This window comes from Pigmentiphaga sp. (genome assembly GCF_019689535.1).
GTDB lineage: Bacteria > Pseudomonadota > Gammaproteobacteria > Burkholderiales > Burkholderiaceae_B > Pigmentiphaga.
In genome coordinates this window covers 1-22,080 of sequence record NZ_JADGHH010000040.1, presented here as the reverse complement: position 1 = coordinate 22,080, position 22,080 = coordinate 1, and the positions used below count along the sequence as shown (strand labels likewise).

Below are 22,080 nucleotides of genomic sequence, written 5' to 3'. Positions count from 1 at the left end.
ATATAAGATATAAGAGTATAATGACACCACAGCAGCGCCGGACACGTCGCAACGGCGCACCATAAGTGGTAGATTTAACCGGTTTTCCTTCGGAGCCCATCATGCCGCACAACACGTTCAAAACCCTGAAAGAATTCAAGGTCGGCAACAAAACCGGCTTGTATTATTCTCTTCCGGCACTCGGCAAGGCGCTGGGCGTGAAAGTGGAGCGACTCCCGGTCTCTCTGCGCATCGTCCTGGAATCCGTCTTGCGCAACTGCGACGGCAAGAAAGTCACCGAAGAACACGTCAAGCAGCTGGCCCACTGGAAGCCCAACGCCAAGCGCGAAGAAGAAATACCCTTCGTGGTCTCCCGCGTCGTGCTGCAGGACTTCACCGGCGTGCCCCTGCTGGCCGACCTAGCCGCCATGCGCAGCGTCGCGGCCAAGCTCAACAAGAACCCCAAGGCCATCGAACCGCTGGTTCCGGTGGACCTCGTCGTGGACCACTCGGTCATGATCGACGAATACGGCTCCAAGAACGCGCTGGACCTCAACATGAAACTGGAGTTCAAGCGCAACCAGGAGCGCTACCAGTTCCTGAAATGGGGCATGCAGGCGTTCGACACGTTCGGCGTGGTGCCCCCGGGCTTCGGCATCGTCCACCAGGTCAACCTCGAATACCTGGCCCGCGGCGTCCACAAGCGCGACAATGTCTACTACCCTGACTCCCTGGTGGGCACGGACAGCCACACCACCATGATCAACGGGATAGGCGTAGTCGGCTGGGGCGTGGGCGGCATCGAAGCGGAAGCGGCCATGCTGGGCCAGCCCGTCTACCTGCTCACGCCGGACGTCGTGGGCGTGGAGCTCAAGGGCAAGCTGCGCGAAGGCGTCACGGCCACCGACCTCGTGCTGACCATCACGGAAATGCTGCGCCGTGAAAAGGTGGTCGGCAAGTTCGTGGAATTCTGCGGGCCGGGCACGGCCAGCCTGACGGTCTCCGAGCGCGCCACGATCGGCAACATGGCACCGGAGTACGGTGCCACCATGGGCTTTTTCCCGGTGGACGAGCGCACCATCGAATTCTTCAAGGGCACCGGCCGCACCAAGGAGGAAATCGAGGCCTTCGAAGCCTACTACCGTGCGCAGAAGATGTTCGGCGTGCCCGCCGCCAAGGATATCGACTACACCAAGCTACTGACCCTGGACCTCTCCACGGTCGCTCCGTCGCTGGCCGGCCCCAAGCGCCCGCAGGACCGCATCGAGATCGGCCACGTCAAGCGCACGTTCTGCGAACTGTTCAGCAAGCCGGTCGCGGAGAACGGCTTCTCCCAACCCGCCGAAAAGCTGGACCAGGAGTTCAAGACCGAGAGCGGCATCACCATCCAGAATGGCGACATCCTGATCGCGGCCATCACCTCCTGCACCAACACGTCCAACCCCAGCGTGCTGCTCGCCGCCGGCCTGCTCGCCAAGAAGGCGGTCAAGGCCGGGCTGACGATCAAGCCCCACATCAAGACGTCGCTCGCTCCCGGATCGCGCGTCGTCACCGAGTACCTGGAGAAGACGGGCCTGCTGCCGTACCTCGAGCAGCTTGGCTTCCACGTCGCTGCCTACGGGTGCACCACGTGCATCGGCAACGCCGGAGACCTGAACCCCGAGCTGAACGAGCTCATCACCAAGAATGACCTGGTCTGCGCCGCCGTGCTGTCGGGCAACCGCAACTTCGAGGCGCGGATCCATCCGAACATCAAGGCGAACTTCCTCGCCTCGCCGCCCCTCGTGGTGGCCTACGCCATCGCCGGCACCATGAAGCGGGACCTGATGACCGAACCCGTGGGCCGGGGCACCAAGGGCGACGTTTACCTCGGCGACATCTGGCCCTCCCAGGCCGAGATCGAAAAACTGATGAAGTACGCGCTCAATCCGCGTGCCTTCAAGAACAACTACGCCCAGGTCAAGACCAACCCGGGCGAGCTGTGGGAGAAGATCGAAGGCGTGAGCGGGCAAGTCTACAACTGGCCCAAGTCCACCTATATCGCCGAACCGCCGTTCTTCGAGAACTTCACGATGGAACCGGGCGCGACCAACGCCGTGATCCGGAACGCCCGCGCGCTCGGCCTGTTCGGAGACTCCATCACGACCGACCACATCTCGCCGGCAGGCTCGATCAAGGAGAACTCTCCCGCCGGCCAATACCTGCTGGCCAACGGCGTGATGAAGGCCGACTTCAACAGCTACGGTTCGCGCCGCGGCAATCACGAGGTCATGATGCGCGGCACCTTCGCCAACGTGCGCATCAAGAACCTCATGATCCCGCCCAACCCCGACGGCTCGCGCGTGGAAGGTGGCATCACCATCCATCAACCCAGCGGCGAGCAAATGTCGATCTACGACGCTGCCATGAAGTACATCGCCGAGGGCACGCCTACGGTCATCTTCGGCGGCGAGGAGTACGGCACCGGATCGTCTCGCGACTGGGCCGCCAAGGGCACCCAGCTCCTGGGCGTGAAGGCCGTGATCGCGCGCAGCTTCGAGCGCATCCACCGCAGCAACCTGGTGGGCATGGGCGTGTTGCCGCTGCAGTTCAAGGGCTCGGACAGCATCCAGTCCCTGAACATCACCGGCCGGGAAACCTATGACATTACCGGCCTGGAAAACGGCATCCGGCCCCAGCAGGACGTCACGCTGACCATCCACTACGAAGACGGCACGAGCAAGCAGGTTCCGCTGCTGCTGCGCATCGACACGCCCATCGAAGTGGATTACTACAACCACGGCGGCATCCTGCCCTTCGTGCTGCGCCAGTTGCTGGCAGCCTGAAGGCCGGCCCGCCCCAGGCGGGCCGTCTCGCGCACGAGGCCTGCGCCTGCTGCCCGGCGGCAGCGGCGCGGGCCTTTTCCATGGTGGAGCCCCGCTCGATGAATCTCTCGCGCTTCGACCTGGTCACGCTCGCGCTGTTCGTGGCCGTCGCGCGCCACGGCAGCATCTCGGCCGGCGCACGGCAACTCCACCTCGCCGTCGGCGCGGCCAGCCGCCGCATCGCCGAGCTCGAGGACGCGCTCAATACCTCCCTGCTCTATCGCCGCGCCTCCGGCGTAGAACTCACCGAACCCGGCCAGGCCTGCCTGCAGCATGCCATGCGCATCCTGCAGGACGTCGAGCACATGGCGGGCGCGATGTCTTCGTACTCGACGGGTGCCAAAGGCCAGGTACGCATTGCCGCCAACACATCATCCATCACCCAATTCCTGCCCGAGGACCTCTCCAGCTTCATGGCACGGCACCCCGGCATCCGCATCGAATTGGAAGAACAGAACAGCTCGGCCATCGTTGCCGCGGTGGCCGAGAACCGCGCGGACGTCGGCATATTCGCGGACCGAACCCCGGCCGCCGGCCTCGTCACCTACCTCTATCGCGAAGATGAGCTGGTGCTGATCGCGCCGCGCAAGCACCCACTCGCCCGGCGCAAGACCGTGCGATTCCGGGACACCCTCGCCTATGAGTACGTCAGCCTCCCCGACGCCACGTCCCTGGCAAGCCGCATGCTCGAGGAAAGCAGCCGCCTGGACAGGCCGCTCAAGCTGCGCATCCAGGTAAGGAGTTTCGACGCGATTTGCCGCATGGTGGCCACCGGCATGGGCGTGGGCATCCTGCCCCGCATCGCGGCCGCACCGCACGCGCAGTCGATGGGCCTGAAACTCGTCACGCTGCAAGACGGCTGGGCTCGGCGCAGCCTGCTCCTGGGCGTGCGCTCGCCCGCGGCACTGACTGCGCCCGCAAGGCTGCTGGTGGCCCACCTGCGCGGGGTGCGTGCCTAGAGGCCGTCACTGCCTATGCATAGCTTTCGCGATCGGACAAGACCGCTTTGCCCGATCGCCTATTCCGCTGGCCGGCCATTTGGTCCACACTGTCGTCCCAGTAATGCAACCAAGCGGCGCCAGCCGCCTATCGACGACGAGAACGAGACACCATGCCACGCCAAATCCTCGAAGGCATCCGCGTCCTGGAACTGGGCCAATTGATCGCCGGGCCCTTTGCCGCCAAGACCCTCGCCGATTTCGGCGCCGAGGTCATCAAGATCGAGCCGCCCGGCCAGGGCGACCCGCTGCGCAAGTGGCGCATGCTGCACGAAGGCACGTCGGTCTGGTGGGAAGCCCAGTCCCGCAGCAAGAAATCGGTTTGCGTAGACCTGCGCCAGCCGGAGGGACAGGAGCTGGTCCGCCGGCTCGCGGCCCAGGCCGACGTCTTGATCGAAAACTTCCGCCCCGGCTCGATGGAGAAATGGGGCTTGTCGTGGGAAACCCTGCACACCCTCAATCCGCGCCTGATCATGCTGCGCGTCTCCGGCTATGGGCAGACCGGCTTGAAGCGCGACGAACCGGGCTTTGCCGCCATTGCCGAGGCAATGGCCGGATTGCGGTACCTGACCGGCGAACCCGGCCGCCCGCCCGTGCGCGCGGGGCTCTCGCTGGGCGACACCATCGCGGGCCTGCATGGCGCACTCGGCGTGCTGCTGGCGCTGTATGAGCGCGACGCGCGCGGCGGCGAAGGCCAGATGATCGATACTGCGCTATACGAGAGCGTTTTCAATCTTTCCGAGAGCCTGCTGCCGGAATACTCCGTGTTCGGCGCCGTGCGCCAGCCTGCGGGAGGAGCGCTGCCCGGCATCGCGCCGTCGAACGCCTACCAGTGCGCCGACGGCGAATATGTCCTGATCTCGGGCAACAACGACAGCATCTTCGTCAGGCTGATGCGGCGCATGGGGCGGGACGACCTCGCCGAAGACCCGGGCCTGGCCCACAATGACGGCCGCGCCCGGCGCGCTGCCGAGCTCGACGAAGCGATAGGCGCGTGGACGCGCACGCTGGGCAGCGCGGAGGTGCTCGCGGCCCTGCGGGAGGCCGAGGTGCCGGCGGGCCGCATCTATACGGCACGCGACATTGCTGAGGACCCGCATTACCGGGCGCGAGGCATGATAGAAACGGTCACGACGGCCAAAGGGCTCAAAGTGGAAATGCCGGGCATCGTGCCCAAGTTGTCGGGCAGCCCTGGCGCGATCCGCCATCGCGCCCCGCAGCTCGGGGAACACACCGAGCCAGTGCTGCGGGAAGCGGGCCTGGACGATGCCGAGCTGGCCAAACTGCGCGAGAAAGGAGTGATTGCATGAACGGCGGGCCGGCACGCATCGAGCTCAACGAAGTCGGGCCGCGCGACGGCCTGCAGATCGAACCGAATTTCGTCGCCACCGAAGACAAGATTGCCTTGGTGGACGCGCTCTCGGACTGCGGCTTCGCCCGCATTGAAGTCACGAGCTTCACTTCCGCGCGCGCCATCCCCGCGCTGGCCGACGCCGAGGCCGTCATGCAGCGCATCCGGCGCCGGCCCGGCGTCATCTATACCTGCCTGGTGCCCAATCTCCGTGGCATGGAACGCGCCTTCGAGGGCGGCGCCGATGAACTCAACTTGGTCATGTCGGTGAGCGAAACGCACAATCGCGCCAATTTGCGCATGACGCGGGAACAATCGACGGCCCAGCTCCTCGCCATGCTGGAACGCGCGCACCAGGCCGGCGTGCCGTGCAATGTTTCGCTGTCCACGGCGTTCGGCTGCCCGTTCGAAGGGGAGGTCGCGCCAGCCGAAGTCGAGCGACTGGCCTGCCTTTTCGCCGGTGCCGGGGCAGCGGGCATCACCCTGTGCGATACCACGGGGATGGCGTACCCGACGCAGGTCGCCCAGTTGTGCGATTCGCTCGCGCAACGGCTGGGCGATGCCCTGCCGCTCACCCTGCACCTGCACAACACGCGCGGCATGGCCTTGGCCAATGCGCTGGCGGGGTGGCAGGCCGGCATCCGACGCTTCGACGGGGCTGTCGGCGGACTCGGGGGATGCCCCTATGCGCCGGGCGCGAGCGGCAACGTCAATAGCGAAGAACTGGCCCACATGTTTGCCTGCATGGGGGTGGAAACGGGCGTGGCGCTTTCGCCGCTGCTCGACGTCGTTGGCGCCCTGCCCCGGCTCGTCGGCCGCGCGCTGCAGAATCAATTGCTGGCTGCCGGCCCAAGGCTGCGCACGCACCCGGCGCCGGACTGGCTGGACGAGCGCTTCGGAAAAAGTCAGGCATAGGTGCGAGACTGACCGCCGGATGCCCAGGGGGCCAGGGGGAGCTACACTAGTGGGTTCGAACAATATTCCCGTCGATCACCAACTCATCCATGGTCCGTTCCCGCAGCAAGTCTTCCACCCGCCTCAACCGCGATGCCGAAAAACTGGTGTCGCTGTCGCTGTCGCTCAACAGCTCCGGCAGCCGCGTCGAGGATCGTTTCTGGGAGCGGGAGCTCGACACGGTGCTGGATAAGCTCATGCACAGCGGGCACGATGCCACGATCGAAGCGGCACTCGAAACCTTGTACCAGCGCAATGCCGGCGCCTACGAGATTTTGGTCGAACACGCCGAAACGCTGTCTGAATCGATGATGCTGCAGAAAGATGGCAGCGATTACGACGTATTGCTGATCGTCGCACCGGTCGTGGCCTGGACCCGCTTCAACATTCCGTACGGCCCCATCCGCCCAGACCTGCTGGATGCCCTGAAAGCGCACCTGCATGGCCACGTCCTGGCCGCGGACGCCCGACTGGCCCTCGCGCCGCAACTCTATAGCGTCGACCAGATGCCTCGCTCCTTCAGCGCCACGCGCCAGTGGCTTGCGCGCCTCGGTGCCCAGGCGCTCGGGCTGCCCCTGCCCCGCATGGCGGCCGACGACGCGGAAATCGCCAACCTGCTGGCCGACACCCGATACTTGGTGGGTGCGGTCGCGGTTCCCCAGGGCGCGCCGATCTTCCGGTGGCAGGAAAACCCCGCCAAGCCCGAGGCCACCCGGGAATCGTGCCTCGCGCAATGGGCGGCCCAGACGACGCCCTTGTTCGCCGACCTCTTGCCCGGCTGCGGCTTCGAATGCCTGCTGCCGGACGCCTACTACGTGAGCAACCGGGAGGCCGACCGGCGCGTCCGGCCACTGTCGCTCCGGGCATCCGTCGCGTGGCTGGAAGCCACCCTGGGCCTGACGCCCGACCGCCTGCGCGCAGTCATCGCCGCCTGCGGGGAAACCGATCCGGAGGAATACCGCATCGGGTTCACCCAGCGCCAGAGCAATGACGTGATCTACGGCTGCGCCTGGCCGCTTTTCGGACGCGAGGACGACAACCCCGAGCTGCCGGCGATAGACCTCATCGCGGACCTCCTGCGCGAGCTGGGCGTGAACGACCTGCGCAAACTGCCGGGGGTCTTGCCCATGGAGTTCTGCGACGATTGCGGCGCCCCCTACTTCCCGAACCCGCTCGGCGAACTCGTCCACGCCGAGCCGCCGGAAGACGCCGATCCGGCGCCCGTGCACTTCCACTAAACGCGGCTGCCCGGGCGACGCGGGGATTATCGGCCCCCGCCGCCGGCCTGGCCCCGGCATGGCCGATGAGCCCCGAAGGGGCGGACGGCCGCGACAATTCCCCAGGAGTAGTACGCCCTTTAGGCCACGGCCTCATGCGTTTGCCTCATAATCGCAGCAGATCCGCCCTTCTTTTCCGGAGTCCCGCATGACCGACAAGATCGCCAAACCGGCCCCGCAACCGATCCAGGTTTATTCCTGGCCCACGCCCAACGGCCACAAAGTGCACATCATGCTCGAGGAGTGCAAGCTCCCCTATGAGGTGACGGCCATCAACATCGGCGCTGGCGATCAGTTCAAGGAAGAATTCCTAGCCATCAGCCCGAACAACAAAATCCCGGCCATCATCGACCCGGAGGGCCCCGACGGCAAGCCCATGTCCTTGTTCGAGTCGGGCGCGATTCTCGTCTATCTCGCCGGCAAGACCGGCAAGTTCCTCGGCAAGACCGACCGCGAACGCTACACCACGCTCCAATGGCTGATGTTCCAGATGGGGGGCGTGGGGCCCATGTTCGGCCAGGCGCATCACTTCCGCCTCTATGCGCCGGAACGCATCGAATACGCCATCAACCGCTATACCAATGAAACGCGCCGCCTCTACGGCGTCATGGACAAGCAGTTGAGCAACCACGCCTACCTCGCCGGGCGCAACTACACCATCGCCGACATCGCCACGTGGCCTTGGACCCGTTCGCACGCCAACCAGGGGGTGGACTTGGCCGAATTCCCCAACGTCAAGCGCTGGTTCGACGAAATCCAGGCCCGTCCCGCCGTGCAGCGCGGCATCCAGGTGCTGGCCGATCAACGCAAGCCGCAAGACGCCCGGGCCAAGGAAATCCTGTTCGGCGCCACCCAATACCAGCGTCGCTGAACCCGCGTCGCCCAGGCTCGGCCCCCATCGCCCGGGCCCGGGGGCTGGCCTGGGCCGCTCGCGCCGCCTCAGGGCAGCCAGGCGCCCATCAGCGGCGCCAGCAATACCATCGCCAGGCCGCTGAAGATCATGAGCAGGCTGGCCATCACGCCGGCCTCTTCACCCAACTCCCTCGCTTTCGTGGTTCCGAGCGCGTGCGCTGCGGCGCCGAACGACGCGCCGCTCGCCCAGCGCGAACAACGGGGCACCAGCGCCAAGATCAGCTCTCCGCTCAGCATGCCAGTCAGCCCCGTGGCCATGACGAACGCCGCGACGAGGTCTGCATTACCGCCGAATTGGCCGGCGGCCGCCAGCGCGAACGGCGTCGAGATCGAACGCACAAGGAGACTGGGCACCACGTCGGGCGACAAGTGAAACGTCTGCGCCAGCCACCATGAACTGCCCACGGCGCTCGTCACGCTCGCGGCCGTCCCCAGGGCCAGGGCCGGCCAGAGTTGGCGTATGAGGTGCCGGTATTCGTAGATGGGCACGGCGAAAGCCACCGTGGCCGGTCCCAGGAACCATAACAGCGCCCGCGTATCGGCTGCGTATTCCTCCAACGGGATGCCGAATACCGATAGCGTCGCCAGCAGGGCGAGCGGCGTCAAGAGGATGGGATGCGTCCAAGCGCGCGGAAAACTGCGGTACAGCCATTTGTTCAGGTAATAGAACCCGACGGTCGCCACCAGGCAGAAAAAAGCGGGGAACATCTCAAGCGCTCCCGGGCGAGCGGCGACGGACGATCCACTCTACGACGGCTGCCGTGACCAGCATGACGCAGGCATTGCCCAGCACGATCACCGCCGCCAGCTTCAGTCCCTCGCTTCGCAGCAGTTCCTGGTAGCGTGCCATGGCCACGACGGCCGGCACGAAAAAGACCAGCATGTCGGCAAGCAGCCATTTCGCACCGGCGTCGATCCGGCGCAGGGGGAGCCGGCCGCTCAGCAACAGCAGGAGCACGGCAATCAGTCCGAGCACGCCGCCGGGTAGCGGCAGGCCCGACCACTTGGCGAGCCCATCGGCCGCCCACCAAACGGCGATGAGGAGCAAGACTTGCGAAAGGCGAACGGCAAAGGCGTGCATGAGAACGAGAAAAATTCAGGGTTTACCCGTATTCTACGCAGCGTCTGTCCATTTATGAAATGAATAAAATCCATACTAATAATTCCAATTAGGAATTCAATGGATCTCAAGGCACTCCGCTATTTCGTTGAGGTCGTCCAGCGGCAAAGCTATACCGGCGCAGCGGGAGCCTTGTTCGTCACACAACCCACCGTCAGCAAGATGCTCCGGCAACTGGAAGATGAGGTGGGGGCCCCGCTGCTGCAGAAATTCGGCCGCCGGATCGAGCCCACCGACGCCGGGCGCATCCTGCTGGAACGCGGGAAACAGTTGCTGGCACTGCACGCGCAACTGGAAGCGGAGCTGGCGGACCTGCGCCAGAGCGCGCGCGGGGAGCTCGTGGTGGGCATCCCCCCGCTGGCCCACCGCCTGCTGGCGCCCCTGCTGGCGCGATTCCACCGGGAGTACCCACAGGTCGAGCTCAAACTCTTCGAGCGTGGCTCACGCGCCGTGGAAGACGAGCTCCGGTCCGGTGCCCTGGAGATTGGGGCCATGCTGCTGCCGGCCGACGAGTCCGAATACGAAACGCTCACCATCTGCAACTACCCACTGCGGCTCGTTGCGCCGCGCCGTTCGCCCTGGGCCGGCAAACCAGGCATCCGGCTGGAAGAACTCGCGGGCGAACCCTTCGTCTTCTATGGCGAGGGCTTCGCCCTGAACGAGGTGGTCCACGGCGCGTGCCTGCAAGCCGGCTTTGCGCCGCGCATCGCGGGCCGCAGCAGCCAATGGGACTTCATGGCCTCCATGGTCGCGGCCGGCGTGGGCGTGGCCCTGCTGCCCGAGCTGTTCTGCCGCCAGCTCGATCGCGCCGCTCTGGCGGTCGTCCCCATCGACGCGCCGCAGCTGTGGTGGCACATGGCCTTCGCGTGGCGCCGCGGGCGCTACCTCTCGTTCGCCGCCCGCGCCTGGCTCGATCTGGCGCGCCAAATGCTGCCCGGGCCAGACGAGGCGGCAGGCGATAATGTCGCCCTTTCTGGCAAGGAAGCTTCTTGATGCTGGCCGACATTTTCTGCCGCGTCATCGACAACTACGGTGACATCGGCGTGTGCTGGCGCCTGGCGCGGCAATTACGCCGGGAACGGGACTGGGGCGTGCGGCTCTGGGTCGACGACCTGCGCGCCATGGCGCGCCTCGCCCCCCAGGTGGATCCTGCGCTGCCCGCGCAACACGTAGAAGGCGTGGACGTCGTGAGCTGGACCCGTCCTGCTCCGCCGCTCGCCCCGGGAGATGTCGTCATCGAGGCCTTCGCCTGCGATCCTCCCCCGGAATTCGTGCAGCGCATGCGCGACCAGGTCCGCCCGCCCGTATGGATCAACCTCGAGTACTTGAGTGCCGAGGGGTGGGTCGAGAGCTGCCATGGCCTGCCCTCGCCCCAACCCGGCGGCTTGCGCAAATATTTCTTCTTCCCGGGATTCACCCCAGGGACGGGCGGCTTGCTACGCGAAAAAACCCTGCTCCCCATGCGCGACGCGCTGCAGGCGGACGCCGGCGCCCGGGCCGCGTTCTTGCACGAGGCGGGCCTGCCGGCGCTGCGCCCAGGGGAACGCCTGGTGACGCTATTCTGCTATCCCGATGCCCCGGCCACCCTCCTGACCGACGTATTGGCGGCAGGCGAGGCGCCGACCCTGCTCGCCGTGCCCCCCGGCGTTGCCCCCTACCTCGCGGCCGGCGAACGGGGCCGGCTGCGCATCGCGCGCATCCCCTTTCTTCCGCAGCCCGATTACGACCGCCTGCTCTGGTGCGCCGACCTCAACTTCGTGCGCGGCGAAGACTCGTTCGTCCGCGCCCAATGGGCCGGGCGCCCCCTGGTCTGGCACATTTACCCCCAAGCCGAAGCGGCCCACGTCGACAAGCTGCGGGCCTGGCTGGAACGTTACCCTGCACCGGATGGCATACCGTCCTTGCAAACGGCCTGGAACGGCGATGCCGAGGCCTGCCGGCTGCCCGAGCTGCTGCAACGCGCCCTCTCCCCCGACGTATTCGGGGCGTGGACCACGGCTGCCCGCCGCTGGAGCGACGAGCTGTCCAGGCAGCAGGACCTGGCCCATGCACTGGCCGACTTCTGCGAGGCGCGGCAGGAGAACGGTCGATGATGCGCAACTAGCCGGGAAACCCCTGCCCAGGCTATACTAGTAGGCTACTTATGCTTTGTTCCAGGCCCCTTTAGGCAGGCTAGCCGAATACCCTTCGGGTGGTCGCGGGTGTTCCCGCCGGGTCTACCCAAAGGGGCTTTCGTCAAGACCCTACCTGGTACTACGGCGCAGCGCCGTTGCCACTAGAGTCACCTCCCCTAAGGTTGATTTCCAGTATGAAGATCGCTCAGGAACTGCGCGTCGGCAACGTCATCATGGTCGGCAAGGATCCCCTGGTCGTCCAGAAGACCGAATACAACAAGTCGGGCCGCAATGCCGCCGTCGTCAAGATGAAGCTCAAGAACCTGCTTACGGGTTCCGGCACGGAAACGGTCTACAAGGCCGACGAAAAATTCGAAGTCCTCGTGCTCGAGCGCCGCGAGTGCACCTACTCCTACTTCGCCGACCCGATGTACGTCTTCATGGACGCCGAGTACAACCAGTACGAGGTCGAGGCCGAGAGCATGGGCGATGCCCTCAACTACCTCGAGGAGGGCATGACCGTGGAAGTGGTCTTCTACGAGGGCCGCGCCATCTCGGTCGAAATGCCGACCATCGTCGTGCGCGAAATCACCTATACCGAGCCTGCCGTGCGCGGCGACACCTCGGGCAAGGTCATGAAGCCCGCCAAGATCAACACCGGCTACGAGCTGCAGGTGCCGCTGTTCTGCGAGATTGGCGACAAGATCGAAATCGACACGCGCACCGGCGAATACCGCAGCCGCGTGAAGTAATTCCCCGGCCGGCACTACACGAGAACTGGCGCTTCGGCGCCTGTTTCGTTTTGGGCGAGCGAGGAATGCCATGGCCGGCCGCTGCTGCGCCCACCCGGGCGGTTCGCGCGTGAAGCGGTCCCCGCGGCGCTCCCGTGGGCCGGAGCGCACGGTAAATCGCGCAGAGTGCTCAGACCCCGGGCTACTGCAAGCGCTCGTCGTCGAGCAAAGCGGGGATGGCGGCCACGGGAATGCCCTCTTCGACCAGGGACTGCTGTTCCTCGTAGGTCGCCACGCCGCGGATGGGGCGCTCGGGCGCCTCGCCGTGGTGGATGCGGCGGGCCTCGGCCGCGAACCGCTCGCCGACGTTTTCCGTCTGGCGCAACAGCTGGCGCAGGTGCTGGAGCATCGCGGCCTGCATGGCCGCGGGCTTGCTTGCCGCACGGGACGAGGGGCCGGGCTCCTTGCTTCCTGAGACGTTCAACATGGGCGCCGACGGTTTCTTGTCGATGGTCTTGCTGTCGCACAGCGGGCAACTGATCAGGCCGCGCTCACGCTGCGTATCGAAATCGGAGTGCGAGCTGAACCAGCCTTCGAAAACATGGCCGCGCTCGCATTGCAAATCGAATACTTTGAATGTCATGGACGATGCGCCTGGCCGCAAAGGCCTAGCGCGGGTTGCATCAGATAGCCTTATGGTACCCCAAGCGCGGCCGATGCTGGTGCACGGGCGCCCCCCTTCACCGTTGACGCGACACTAGGCCCCGTGCGGCTCGTCCACGCAGGTCCGGTTGCGGCCCTGGCGCTTGGCGGCATAAAGCGCCGCATCGGCCCGCCGCACCAGTGCCTCGGGCGATTCACCGTCCTCCGGCACCATGGCGTCCACGCCGATGCTGACCGTCATCACGCCCAGGTCGCTTTTTTCATGGGGCAAGCGCGCGTCTTGCGCGCCCTGGCGGATGGCTTCGGCGATCCGGTAGGCCCCCTCCAGATCTGTGTCCGGCAGCAACACGGCGAACTCCTCGCCCCCGTAGCGGGCTGCCATGTCTGCAGGGCGCCGAAGGCTGCCTTGGATCAGCTGGGCAAGCGTGCGCAGGTAGCGATCCCCATGCTGATGGCCATAATGATCGTTGAGCGCCTTGAAATGGTCCGCGTCGATCAACAACAAGGCAAGCGGACTCTGGTCCCGGCGGGCGCGCCGCCACTCCCGCTCCAGGACCTCATCGAAACGACGCCGATTGGCCAAGCTCGTGAGGCTGTCGGTCACCGCCATGGCCTGCAGCTGGGCGTTCTCGGCCGCGAGCGCATCCTCGATCTTCTTCCGGCGTGAAACGTCACGGATCGTCAGCACGTAGCGATCGTCCCCAGTCTCCGGCGGCAGGCGCCTCACGCTGGCCTCGAGCCACACCCAAGCGCCGTCCCGGTGCCGGGCGGGAAAAGTCAGCATACGGGGCCAGGATTGCTCGCCGCCGGAAAATAGCGGCGCGTAGTCGTCTTGGACAAAATCGTTGACGCTGCGCCCCTCGATCTCATTCGGCGCCCATCCCAGCACATCTTTGATCGCCGGAGAGATATACGTGACGGTGCCATCGGCCCGGCTCATGGCGATGATATCGGCGGAATTCTCTGCCAGCACCCGGTATCGGGTTTCGCTGCGCAAGGCACTGCGCTCAGCCGCCAGGCGCAAGGTGAATTCCCGCCTCAGCATCCACCCCAATACCAGCGTGCCAACGCACAGCAGCAGGGTCAACGATGAAATGATCCAGGCCTTGCTGCGCCAGGCGCTATAAATATCCGTGTCGGCCATGCCCACCAAGACGACGAGGGGCACGGACGGCACCGCCGCATACGAATAGAGGCGCGCCAGGCCGATGGGCGACGCCTTCGTCTCGTAGTAGCCGCTGTCCGAGGCGGGATAATGCCTGAATAATTCGATGCCGCTGAGCCCTTGGCCGAGTTGCGCGTACTCTGCTGGGTAGCGTGCCATGACGGCCCCGTTCGCCCGCAGCAACATGATGACCCCGTGTTGGCGCAGGTCCAGGCGCTGGAAGAGGCTCTCGAGGTAGGCCACGCACAGCGTGCCCGCTACGACGCCGCCGAAGCTGCCGTCTTCTCGCGTCACGCGGCGGCTCACCGCGATGGACCATAAATTCGTCAGGCGGGAATAGAAAGGCTGGCTGACATACAAGCCGCTGTTGGACGATCCCTTGTGGACCTGGAAGTAATCCCGGTCATCGAACGCCATGCCGCGCGGCATCACCGAATTGGTATCGGTGACCATGTTGCCTTCCCGGTCGAGCACCACCAAGTTCCCAACCCCGCGCACCGGGGGCAAATTGTCGAACAGCAAGCGATGGCGGCGATACGGATCCAGGCCCTCGGCTTCCGCCACGCGCAAGCCGTTCAGGATGGACTGGAGCACCAGATCGACGAGTTCGATGTCGCGTCGAATGCCGTCGGCAACCACGCGGCCGATGTTGACCGTGGCCTCCCGAGCCGCCTTCTTGGCATCCTGACGGGTATCGTAGAGCGCGGCCGCACACACCAGGCCGAAGCACGCGACCACCGCAGTGGCCCATATCGTTAACCAGCGCATGGACCCCGCACTCGTTACAAATAGGGACTCGCACTATACATTCGGATGCTCGGCAAGCCGCATTTTCTTGACACTGGTTTGCAATCGGACGCGTCGCGGCACGAAAAATGACGCCAACGGCGCATTTTATCGTAGCCCACCCGCGCGCTTGGCGCAGGCCTGGCAGGTAGTGCATCACTACCGCCCACTCCGGTGCCCTGTCTATGTAGAGCCCCGCGCGCGACCCGGTGGCGGGCGAAAGGCAGAATATCTCATGAGCTCGACCATCCAAAGCCTAGCGGAAAATGTTACTAAACATTACCAAATCGCCCTGGGGCGGCTATGGCAATGGGCGCATTTCGGGCGTATCGTCCGCTCGCGGACGTATCGAGCCCTTGGATGGATCGTACGTTTGCGGTTCCTTCCGTGCTGCGGCGTCTCCCATCCACGCCGCGGCACTTTTTATTTGTGCGCCCGGCGCCACCGTTGCCGCGGCCCGGCGCGCATGCGCCCAGCGGCGGGCGGCTAGTCGATGTCGATGAGGCGCTGATGCGTGAGGTGATCCCAAATGCTCGGCTGCCGGGAGCAGCGCGCCGGGCATGCTGGAGAAGGAGCCGGCTGTTTCGCGTCATGGGCAGGCGCCAGCGCCGCCGGTTCCGCCGGGGGCGGTGCCACGGGCTGCCACGTCACGCAGCCGGCCATCAAGCTGGCGCCCACCGCGCACAGCAGCGTCCTACACGTTCTGCGCATCTTGGTACTGCCCACCCAATCCGGACCAACACCTTCCCGCGCCTTGAAAACCGCGGAGACCCTCGACGAGCGAGCGGATCCGCGGCATTCGCCCGGAACCCGGCACCTGCCTTTCTCGAGCGAAGGACCTGGATTAGGCTCCGCGGACTCGCGGGGTAGATAATGGTGCGCCCGGCCGGAATCGAACCGGCACGCCTCACGGCTGCGGATTTTCTTACCCACTACTGTTCGCACAGCCGGATTGCCATGGCAACACCGTTTGGGGTCTGGACTCTGCCTTGACCATCGCAAGGCGGGGCATGATCGATGCCCGGCCTGCATTAGGTCCCCGCCGTCGAGTCTCTACACACGCCCGGCAGCGCATGTAGCTGCCTGCTTGGCTCGGCATTCCCGTGCCAGGGGTTCGCCGAATTTGACGGGTTCTACTCCCGGACTTTCGACCGGGGCACTCCACTTGTACGGAAGTCCGCTACGTCTACCAATTTCGTCACGGGCGCACGGCCGCTATTGTATATGAGGTTCCCCCGCGCACTCGGCGCAGCACGCGGGGAAAAACGCTCAAGCTTTGGCGAATCGCTCGCGCAGGACGTTCTTCTGCACCTTTCCCATCGTGTTGCGCGGCAGCTCGTCGACGATGTGGACCCGTTTGGGCACCTTGAAATTCGCGATCTTGCCTTTGAGCTCGGCGATCATGGCCGCTTCGTCCAGCGTGGCGCCCGGCCTGGGCACCACCACCGCCACCACGGCCTCCCCGAAGTCCGGGTGCGGCACGCCGATGACCGCGCTCTCGGCCACACCGTCCATGTCGTCGATGAAGCTCTCGATTTCCTTCGGATAGACGTTGAACCCTCCGGAGATGATGAGGTCCTTGCTACGGCCGACGATGGTGAGGTAGTTGTCCGGGACCGGCCGCCCGCCCGATTCGCCGCCCCAACGGCCGACGTCGCCGGTCTTGAACCACCCGTCCTCGGTGAACTCCTGTTTTGTCTTTTCGGGCATGCGCCAATAGCCCTTGAATACGTTGGGCCCGCGCACCTCGATGTTCCCTATTTCCCCCGGGGGGCATGGCTCGCCCTTGTCATTCACCACCCGCACGGACACGCCCGGCAACGGCATCCCCACCGTTCCGCCGAGCCGCTCGCCCTGTGCCGGGTCATAGGGATTGGACACCAGCATGACCGTCTCGCTCATGCCATAACGCTCCAGGATGGTATGGCCGGTGCGTTCGCGGAAGGCATTGAACGTTTCCATCAGCAGCGGTGCCGATCCGGACACGAACAGGCGCATGTTGCGGCAGGTCTCCCGAGTGAAGCCGGGATCGGCCAGCAGGCGCACATAGTAGGTCGGGACCCCCATCATCACCGTACTGCGCGGCAACTCCCGCAGCGCTGCAGCCACGTCCAGCTTGGGCAGCCAGATCATTTTGGCACCGGCGAGCAGCGCGCCGTGCGCAGCCACGAACAGGCCATGCACGTGGAAGATGGGCAGCATGTGCAACAGCACATCATCCTGCCGCCAGCCCCAATAAGTGTGCAGCACGCGGGCATTGGAGGCCAGGTTGCCGTGCGTCAGCATGGCGCCCTTGCTGCGGCCCGTCGTTCCCGAGGTGTAGAGGATCGCCGCAAGGTCGTCCTCCCCGCGCGCAACGACCTGCTGCTCGGGCGAAGCCTGGCGGGCAGCGTCGAGGAACGTGCCGGTCCGGTCGTCGTCCAAGGTAAAGACGTGCGGCGTACCAGCGCGCTGCGCGCAGCGCCGGACCCATTCCAGGTTCTTGCTGGCGCACACCACCACCGAAGGTTCCGCATCGCCCAGGAAATAATCGATCTCCGCTTCCTGGTAGGCGGTATTCAACGGCAGGTACACATAGCCGGCGCGGAGCGTGGCCAAGTACAACAACAGTGCCTCGGGCGACTTCTCGACGTGCACCGCCACCCTGGCCCCTTCAGGAAGCCCGAGCGACTGCAGCACGTTGGCCATGCGCGCCGTTTCGTTCTCCACGTCGCGCCAGGTGTAGTTGCCGGCCCCCGGGGCCTCGATGCACAAAGTGTCCCGATCGGCGGGAAAGCCGCTTGCCAACAAGGCGTAAAGATTCGCGTCGTTCATCAATCCTCTTCTTCGTTCTCGGGTAGTGGTCCATCCGCGCCGAAATCAGGCGGACGCCCGGCGAGAAACGCCGCGACGCCTTCACGATGATCTCGGGTATCACTATAGGAAAAAAAATCCTCCAGCTCTGCTTCGTCGAGCGGTTCCGGCCGTTGCAGGCGCCTGATCATGCGCTTGTTGAGGGTGGCGGCCAACGGCGAGCCCGCGGCGATGCGCCGTATCGTGCGATGGGTTTCCGCTTCCAGTTCGGCGTCGTCCACCACCCTCGTCAACAAGCCCTTGGCATGGGCTTCCGCCGCATCGAGGATGCGGCCTTCCAGCAGGAGCTCCAAGGCCACGGCACGCCCGGCCACTGAGAGCAGCCCTGCCAATTCGGCAGGCGCCATCGGAAAACCGAGCCGGCCTATCGGCACGCCCAGCCGTGCGCTGCGCGCTGCAATGCGCAGATCGCAGCTACAAGCGATCTCGAGCCCTCCACCCACGCACACGCCCTGGATCATGGCCACGGTCGGCAGCGGGCATTCCGCGATCGCCCGCAAGGCGGGCGCGATGACGTGCTCATGGTAACGGCGAACCGCGACGCGATCCCCCCGCTCCACCGGGAACTCGGCGATATCGGCGCCAGCAGCGAAATGTCCGCCCGCGCCCCGTATGATCACGGCGCGCAGGCCGCGGTGGCCGGCGACCTTGCCCATCCCTGCGGCAAGGTCGCGCCACATGGCCGCGGTCAATGCATTGAGCTTGCCCGGGTGCGCCAGCGTGAGCGCCAGCACGTCGCCCTCGCGCGCGACCTCGATGCGGCCGCGCACGCCGCCCTCAGGATCAGGCTTCCCGCTCATCAATCGGCCTTGACCCCCGCTTCCCTGGCCACGCTAGCCCAGCGCTGGACCTCGGCATGCAGATACTTGCCGAACTCGGCGCTGGTATAGCGCGGCACCTCCGAGCCATTGCCGAGCCAGACCTTCTGGATCTCCGCTGAGTCGAAGGCCTTCTGCACCTCGGCGTACATGCGCTCGACGATGGCCTGCGGCGTACCCTTCGGCGCCCACATGGCGTACCAGGTCGAGACCTCGTAGCCGGGCAGCCCCGCTTCGGCCGCCGTCGGCACGTCGGGGAAAGCCGAGGATCGCTTGGGCGCCGCGACCGCGATGGGCTTGACCTTGGCGCTGCGAATGTGCTGGGCCGAAGAACCCAAGCCGTCGAACGCCAGGTCCACCTGGCTCCCCATCAGCGCCAGCAACATCGGGCCGGCGCCGGTGTACGGCACATGGATGATCTCGACCTTGGTCTGCAGCTTGAACAGCTCCCCGGCCAGATGGTGCGAAGTGCCGTTGCCAGCGGAACCGAAGTTCAATTTGCCCGGATTGGCGCGCGCGTACTCGACCAAACCTTTTAAATCGTTGAAGGGCGCAGTCGGCGCCGCGACGATGATCTGCGGCGGTTGGGCAACGAGCGTCACCGGAATGAAGTCCTTCTCAATGTCGTAGGTCAGCCCCTTATAGAACGACGGCGCGATGGCATGGTGGGCCCCGCCAACGAAAAAGGTGTAGCCGTCGGGCGCGGCGCGCGCTGCGATGGCCGCTCCCACCGTCCCGCCGGCGCCGCCCCGATTGTCGACCACCACGGATTGCCCGAGCTGGATCGAGAGTTGCTGCGCGAGCGGACGCACGAACGCATCCGTGCCGCCCCCCGCGGGGAAAGGAACGATGATGGTGACCGGCTTGGCCGGCCAGGCATCTGCCGCCACGGCATGCCCGCCTGTGGCGACGGCCGCCAGGCAAGCGATCAAGGCAACGCTCCGTTTCATCTGCTGTCTCCTTTGGTAGTCAAGGCACTGCACGCTGGCTCCGCCAGTTCTGATGAATCTTGCAGCCTCACTTCAGAGCAGCCGGGCAAAGCTGCGGCTGGTCTCGGGCCTGCCTTCGCTGAGCTTGGACAGATTGTCGTCGAGCGCGTCGAGCTCGTATAGGTAATTGACCATGATGCCGCACGACTGCGCGCGACCCTTGCGAGAAAGATCTGCCTTCCAGTTCAGGCGCTCGATGCGGGCCCCGTTGCCCAAGTGGAACCGGGCCACCGAATCCAGGGGCTGCCCCCCCTTGCGCTCCAACAGGTAGTGCGCGGCCAGCCGCATGGCGAGCGACTGCACCTCGGGCTGCGCCTCTGCCGCATCCACCGCCTGCTGGATGCGGGCAAGCACGTCGGCGCCGCTGCCCAGCTCCGCGGTGCCCCCGCTTTTTTCCCCGCTGAGCAACGCGGCGATCCGCTCTGCCTCGAGCTTCTTGAGCCAATCGCAGAACCCGGGCATAGGCGACAGCGTCGCGAATCGCTTGATCTTGGGAACCTCGGCGTTCAGCTCCTCGATGACGCGCTTGAGCAAGAAATTGCCGAAGCTGACGCCGCGCAACCCTTGCTGGGTATTGGAAATGGAATAAAAAATCGCCCACCGCGCCTTCTCCATGTTTTCCATGGGGGCGCTCTCGTCGAGGAGCCGCTGGACGTTGTCGGCCATTTCCGCGCAAAACGCGACTTCGACGAAGATCAGGGGCTCATTCGGCATGCGCGGATGGAAAAACGCATAGCAGCGCCGATCAGAGTCCAGCCGGTTTCGCAGGTCGCTCCACGATGCGATTTCGTGCACGGCCTCGTAGATGATGAGCTTCTCTAGGAGCGAAGCCGGCGAATCCCAAGTTATGCGGCGCAATTCGAGCAAACCGACGTCGAACCAGTTCGACAGCAGCCCCTCGAGGTCAGCATCCAGCGTGCGCAGCGCCGGGATGCGCGTCCGCCAGGCCAGCATGTCCGTGCGCAGCATCAATAAGAACGGCAGGCCATCGGGCAAGGCATTCAGGCGCTTGAAAAAGCGCACGCGCGCATGGGAGAGCGCGCGGGAAAGATCCGACGGCGCGTCTTTGCCTGCGTCGGACGGCGCGGGCGCAGAAGAACCGACCTCGGCCAGGATGCTCAACATGGCCCCGCGCCGTTGCGCATCCGCCTCGCGGTACTGTTCCTGCCAGGCTCGCGCCGAGCGGTTGGCCGCGACGTCGGTCAGGCGCGCCTGAAAGCATGGCTGGAGCAAGGCGCGCAGGCGGTTCGCTTCCCGCGTGGAAAGCACCGCCGTTTCCGGGCGCTCGGGGCCTTGTCCGGCGCCCTGCGGACGGCTTCCAAACCATTTGCTCCAGCGCGCCAGCAGAGACTGGGGAGGTTGGGGGTCGGGCGCCGGCGCCGCCGGCCGGACGTTCTCGAAATCTTGGCGGTCGCGGTTCAGCGTCTCGTTCATGCCATCTCCCGTCCTCGTCAGAAACCTCAACCAGATTGCCTCGCCAGCGAGGCCATCAGATCCGCAAACCTTTGTCCCTGCACCACCACGTGATCGCGGGCCCGTCCGGCAGCGAGTTCCGCATCGCCGGCCAGCAGCGCCTGCACGATGCCCTCATGCTCATCGTAGGACGTGGCGATGCGGTCGCGCACGCGCAGTTGCAAGCGCCGGTAAGGGCCGAGCCGCCGATGCAGCTTGATCGCTTCCTCGGTCAAGAACGCATTGCACCCGAGCTCATAAACGGTGCGGTGGAACACCTCGTTCAGGTAGTAATAGGCGTTCGCATCGCCTGCGTCCCGCGAAGCGCGGCACGCATGGTGGGCGTCCAGCAACCGGCGATGATCGTCGGCCGTCATGCGGCGAGCAGCCAGGCGCGCGCACATGGCTTCCAGTTCGGCCATGACCTCGAACATCTCGACCAGCCGCTGCGGCCCGATTTGGGCGACCGACGCACCGCGCCGGTGGCGTATCTCGACCAGCCCTGCCGACGCGAGCTGGATCAAGGCTTCCCGAATGGGCGTGCGCGACACCCCGAAACGGTTGGCAAGCACGGTCTCATCCAGCGGATCCCCGGGCGACAGCTCGCCCACGGCGATCAGCTCTTCGATGGTTTCGCGCAGCGCTTCCGAGCGCTTTTTATCGGACGTAGGAGGCGGTCGGGACGACATGCCGACATCTTGCCACCAAGGTTTCTTGTATACAAGAATTTTTTATACGTACACACGAAAGACGCCTTATTACACAGGGCGACCAGTCGGTACGGGGAGACACCAAGCGAGGGAATGCACGCCATGGGCGCGGCCGGCGAGGGCTGTTGACCGATCTTAGGGAGATAGCACGGCACGACCAGCCGTGGAGGGAGGAAGTTGGGGCGCCCGTAGGGCCAGGCGGATCACCGCCTGGCACCGTACAACAGGGCAATCTATGCAGCGGTGGCTTTGACATCCTCCCCGGTCTGAAGGCCGGAGATTCCTACGGCGCTCAGGAGCGGCATTGAGCCGCCCCTGAGTCGCTTCGGTGGGTTCCTGCTGCT

Annotated in this window: 18 protein-coding genes; 9 read left to right on the top strand and 9 right to left on the bottom strand. The window is 65.4% G+C overall.

The genetic code is table 11. The annotated features are described in order from the left end of the window. The first annotated feature begins 101 nt into the window (after positions 1–101). The 6 genes from acnA (at position 102) to IRZ12_RS05585 (ending at position 8,294) form a co-directional block, all read left to right on the top strand. Positions 102–2,804 carry an aconitate hydratase AcnA gene (gene acnA / locus IRZ12_RS05610; protein ID WP_296465409.1) on the top strand — a complete coding sequence of 901 codons (2,703 nt, stop codon included), beginning with the start codon at positions 102–104 and terminating at the stop codon, positions 2,802–2,804. Positions 2,805–2,902: 98 nt separating this feature from the next. Beyond that, positions 2,903–3,802, top strand: coding sequence for a LysR family transcriptional regulator (locus tag IRZ12_RS05605; protein ID WP_296465407.1), 900 nt, complete (start codon positions 2,903–2,905; stop codon positions 3,800–3,802). Between the two features lie 152 nt (positions 3,803–3,954). Further along, positions 3,955–5,151, top strand: a complete 1,197-nt coding sequence (locus IRZ12_RS05600) for a CaiB/BaiF CoA-transferase family protein (protein ID WP_296465404.1) — start codon at positions 3,955–3,957, stop codon at positions 5,149–5,151. Then, positions 5,148–6,107, top strand: a complete 960-nt coding sequence (locus tag IRZ12_RS05595) for a hydroxymethylglutaryl-CoA lyase (protein ID WP_296465401.1) — start codon at positions 5,148–5,150, stop codon at positions 6,105–6,107. Before IRZ12_RS05600 ends, IRZ12_RS05595 begins: the two co-directional genes overlap by 4 nt. A gap of 89 nt (positions 6,108–6,196) precedes the next feature. Beyond that, positions 6,197–7,384 (top strand): DUF2863 family protein, encoded by a 1,188-nt coding sequence (locus IRZ12_RS05590; protein WP_296465397.1) that lies wholly within the window; start codon positions 6,197–6,199, stop codon positions 7,382–7,384. Between the two features lie 187 nt (positions 7,385–7,571). Continuing rightward, on the top strand, positions 7,572–8,294 hold the full coding sequence (locus tag IRZ12_RS05585; RefSeq protein WP_296465392.1) for a glutathione binding-like protein: 723 nt from the start codon (positions 7,572–7,574) through the stop codon (positions 8,292–8,294). Between the two features lie 68 nt (positions 8,295–8,362). Here IRZ12_RS05585 and IRZ12_RS05580 read toward each other — a convergent pair whose 3' ends face one another. Together IRZ12_RS05580 and IRZ12_RS05575 are read right to left on the bottom strand one after the other, a co-directional pair. Further along, positions 8,363–9,043, bottom strand: a complete 681-nt coding sequence (locus IRZ12_RS05580; RefSeq protein ID WP_296465389.1) for an LrgB family protein — start codon at positions 9,041–9,043, stop codon at positions 8,363–8,365. Position 9,044: 1 nt separating this feature from the next. Continuing rightward, complete coding sequence (locus IRZ12_RS05575) at positions 9,045–9,416, bottom strand: CidA/LrgA family protein (RefSeq protein WP_296465385.1); 372 nt, start codon at positions 9,414–9,416, stop codon at positions 9,045–9,047. 99 nt (positions 9,417–9,515) lie between these two features. Between IRZ12_RS05575 and IRZ12_RS05570 the strand changes: the two genes are divergently transcribed. The 3 genes from IRZ12_RS05570 to efp all read left to right on the top strand — a co-directional run bounded on the left by IRZ12_RS05570 (position 9,516) and on the right by efp (position 12,321). Continuing rightward, positions 9,516–10,448: a LysR family transcriptional regulator gene (locus IRZ12_RS05570; RefSeq protein ID WP_296465382.1), complete on the top strand. Its 933-nt coding sequence runs from the start codon at positions 9,516–9,518 to the stop codon at positions 10,446–10,448. Further along, positions 10,448–11,548, top strand: a complete 1,101-nt coding sequence (earP, locus tag IRZ12_RS05565) for an elongation factor P maturation arginine rhamnosyltransferase EarP (protein ID WP_296465379.1) — start codon at positions 10,448–10,450, stop codon at positions 11,546–11,548. The genes IRZ12_RS05570 and earP overlap by 1 nt, the downstream gene beginning before the upstream one ends. Positions 11,549–11,763: 215 nt before the next feature. Continuing rightward, positions 11,764–12,321 (top strand): elongation factor P, encoded by a 558-nt coding sequence (gene efp, locus IRZ12_RS05560; RefSeq protein WP_296465375.1) that lies wholly within the window; start codon positions 11,764–11,766, stop codon positions 12,319–12,321. 181 nt (positions 12,322–12,502) lie between these two features. On the opposite strand, the gene IRZ12_RS05555 is transcribed toward efp, so the two are convergent. The 7 genes from IRZ12_RS05555 to IRZ12_RS05525 all read right to left on the bottom strand — a co-directional run bounded on the left by IRZ12_RS05555 (position 12,503) and on the right by IRZ12_RS05525 (position 21,715). Next, positions 12,503–12,943: a DUF1178 family protein gene (locus tag IRZ12_RS05555; RefSeq protein ID WP_296465371.1), complete on the bottom strand. Its 441-nt coding sequence runs from the start codon at positions 12,941–12,943 to the stop codon at positions 12,503–12,505. Positions 12,944–13,057: 114 nt separating this feature from the next. After that, positions 13,058–14,896, bottom strand: coding sequence for a diguanylate cyclase (locus tag IRZ12_RS05550; protein WP_296465367.1), 1,839 nt, complete (start codon positions 14,894–14,896; stop codon positions 13,058–13,060). Positions 14,897–16,183: 1,287 nt separating this feature from the next. Beyond that, positions 16,184–17,728 (bottom strand): malonyl-CoA synthase, encoded by a 1,545-nt coding sequence (locus IRZ12_RS05545; protein ID WP_296465361.1) that lies wholly within the window; start codon positions 17,726–17,728, stop codon positions 16,184–16,186. Beyond that, entirely contained in the window at positions 17,728–18,567 is an 840-nt protein-coding gene (locus tag IRZ12_RS05540) for an enoyl-CoA hydratase-related protein (protein ID WP_296465359.1), read from the bottom strand. The genes IRZ12_RS05545 and IRZ12_RS05540 overlap by 1 nt, the downstream gene beginning before the upstream one ends. Then, on the bottom strand, positions 18,567–19,535 hold the full coding sequence (locus IRZ12_RS05535) for a tripartite tricarboxylate transporter substrate binding protein (RefSeq protein WP_296465356.1): 969 nt from the start codon (positions 19,533–19,535) through the stop codon (positions 18,567–18,569). Before IRZ12_RS05535 ends, IRZ12_RS05540 begins: the two co-directional genes overlap by 1 nt. A 72-nt stretch (positions 19,536–19,607) precedes the next feature. Beyond that, positions 19,608–21,008: a malonyl-CoA decarboxylase family protein gene (locus tag IRZ12_RS05530; protein WP_296465352.1), complete on the bottom strand. Its 1,401-nt coding sequence runs from the start codon at positions 21,006–21,008 to the stop codon at positions 19,608–19,610. 26 nt (positions 21,009–21,034) lie between these two features. Further along, positions 21,035–21,715, bottom strand: coding sequence for a GntR family transcriptional regulator (locus tag IRZ12_RS05525; RefSeq protein WP_296465349.1), 681 nt, complete (start codon positions 21,713–21,715; stop codon positions 21,035–21,037). Positions 21,716–22,080 lie beyond the last annotated feature (365 nt).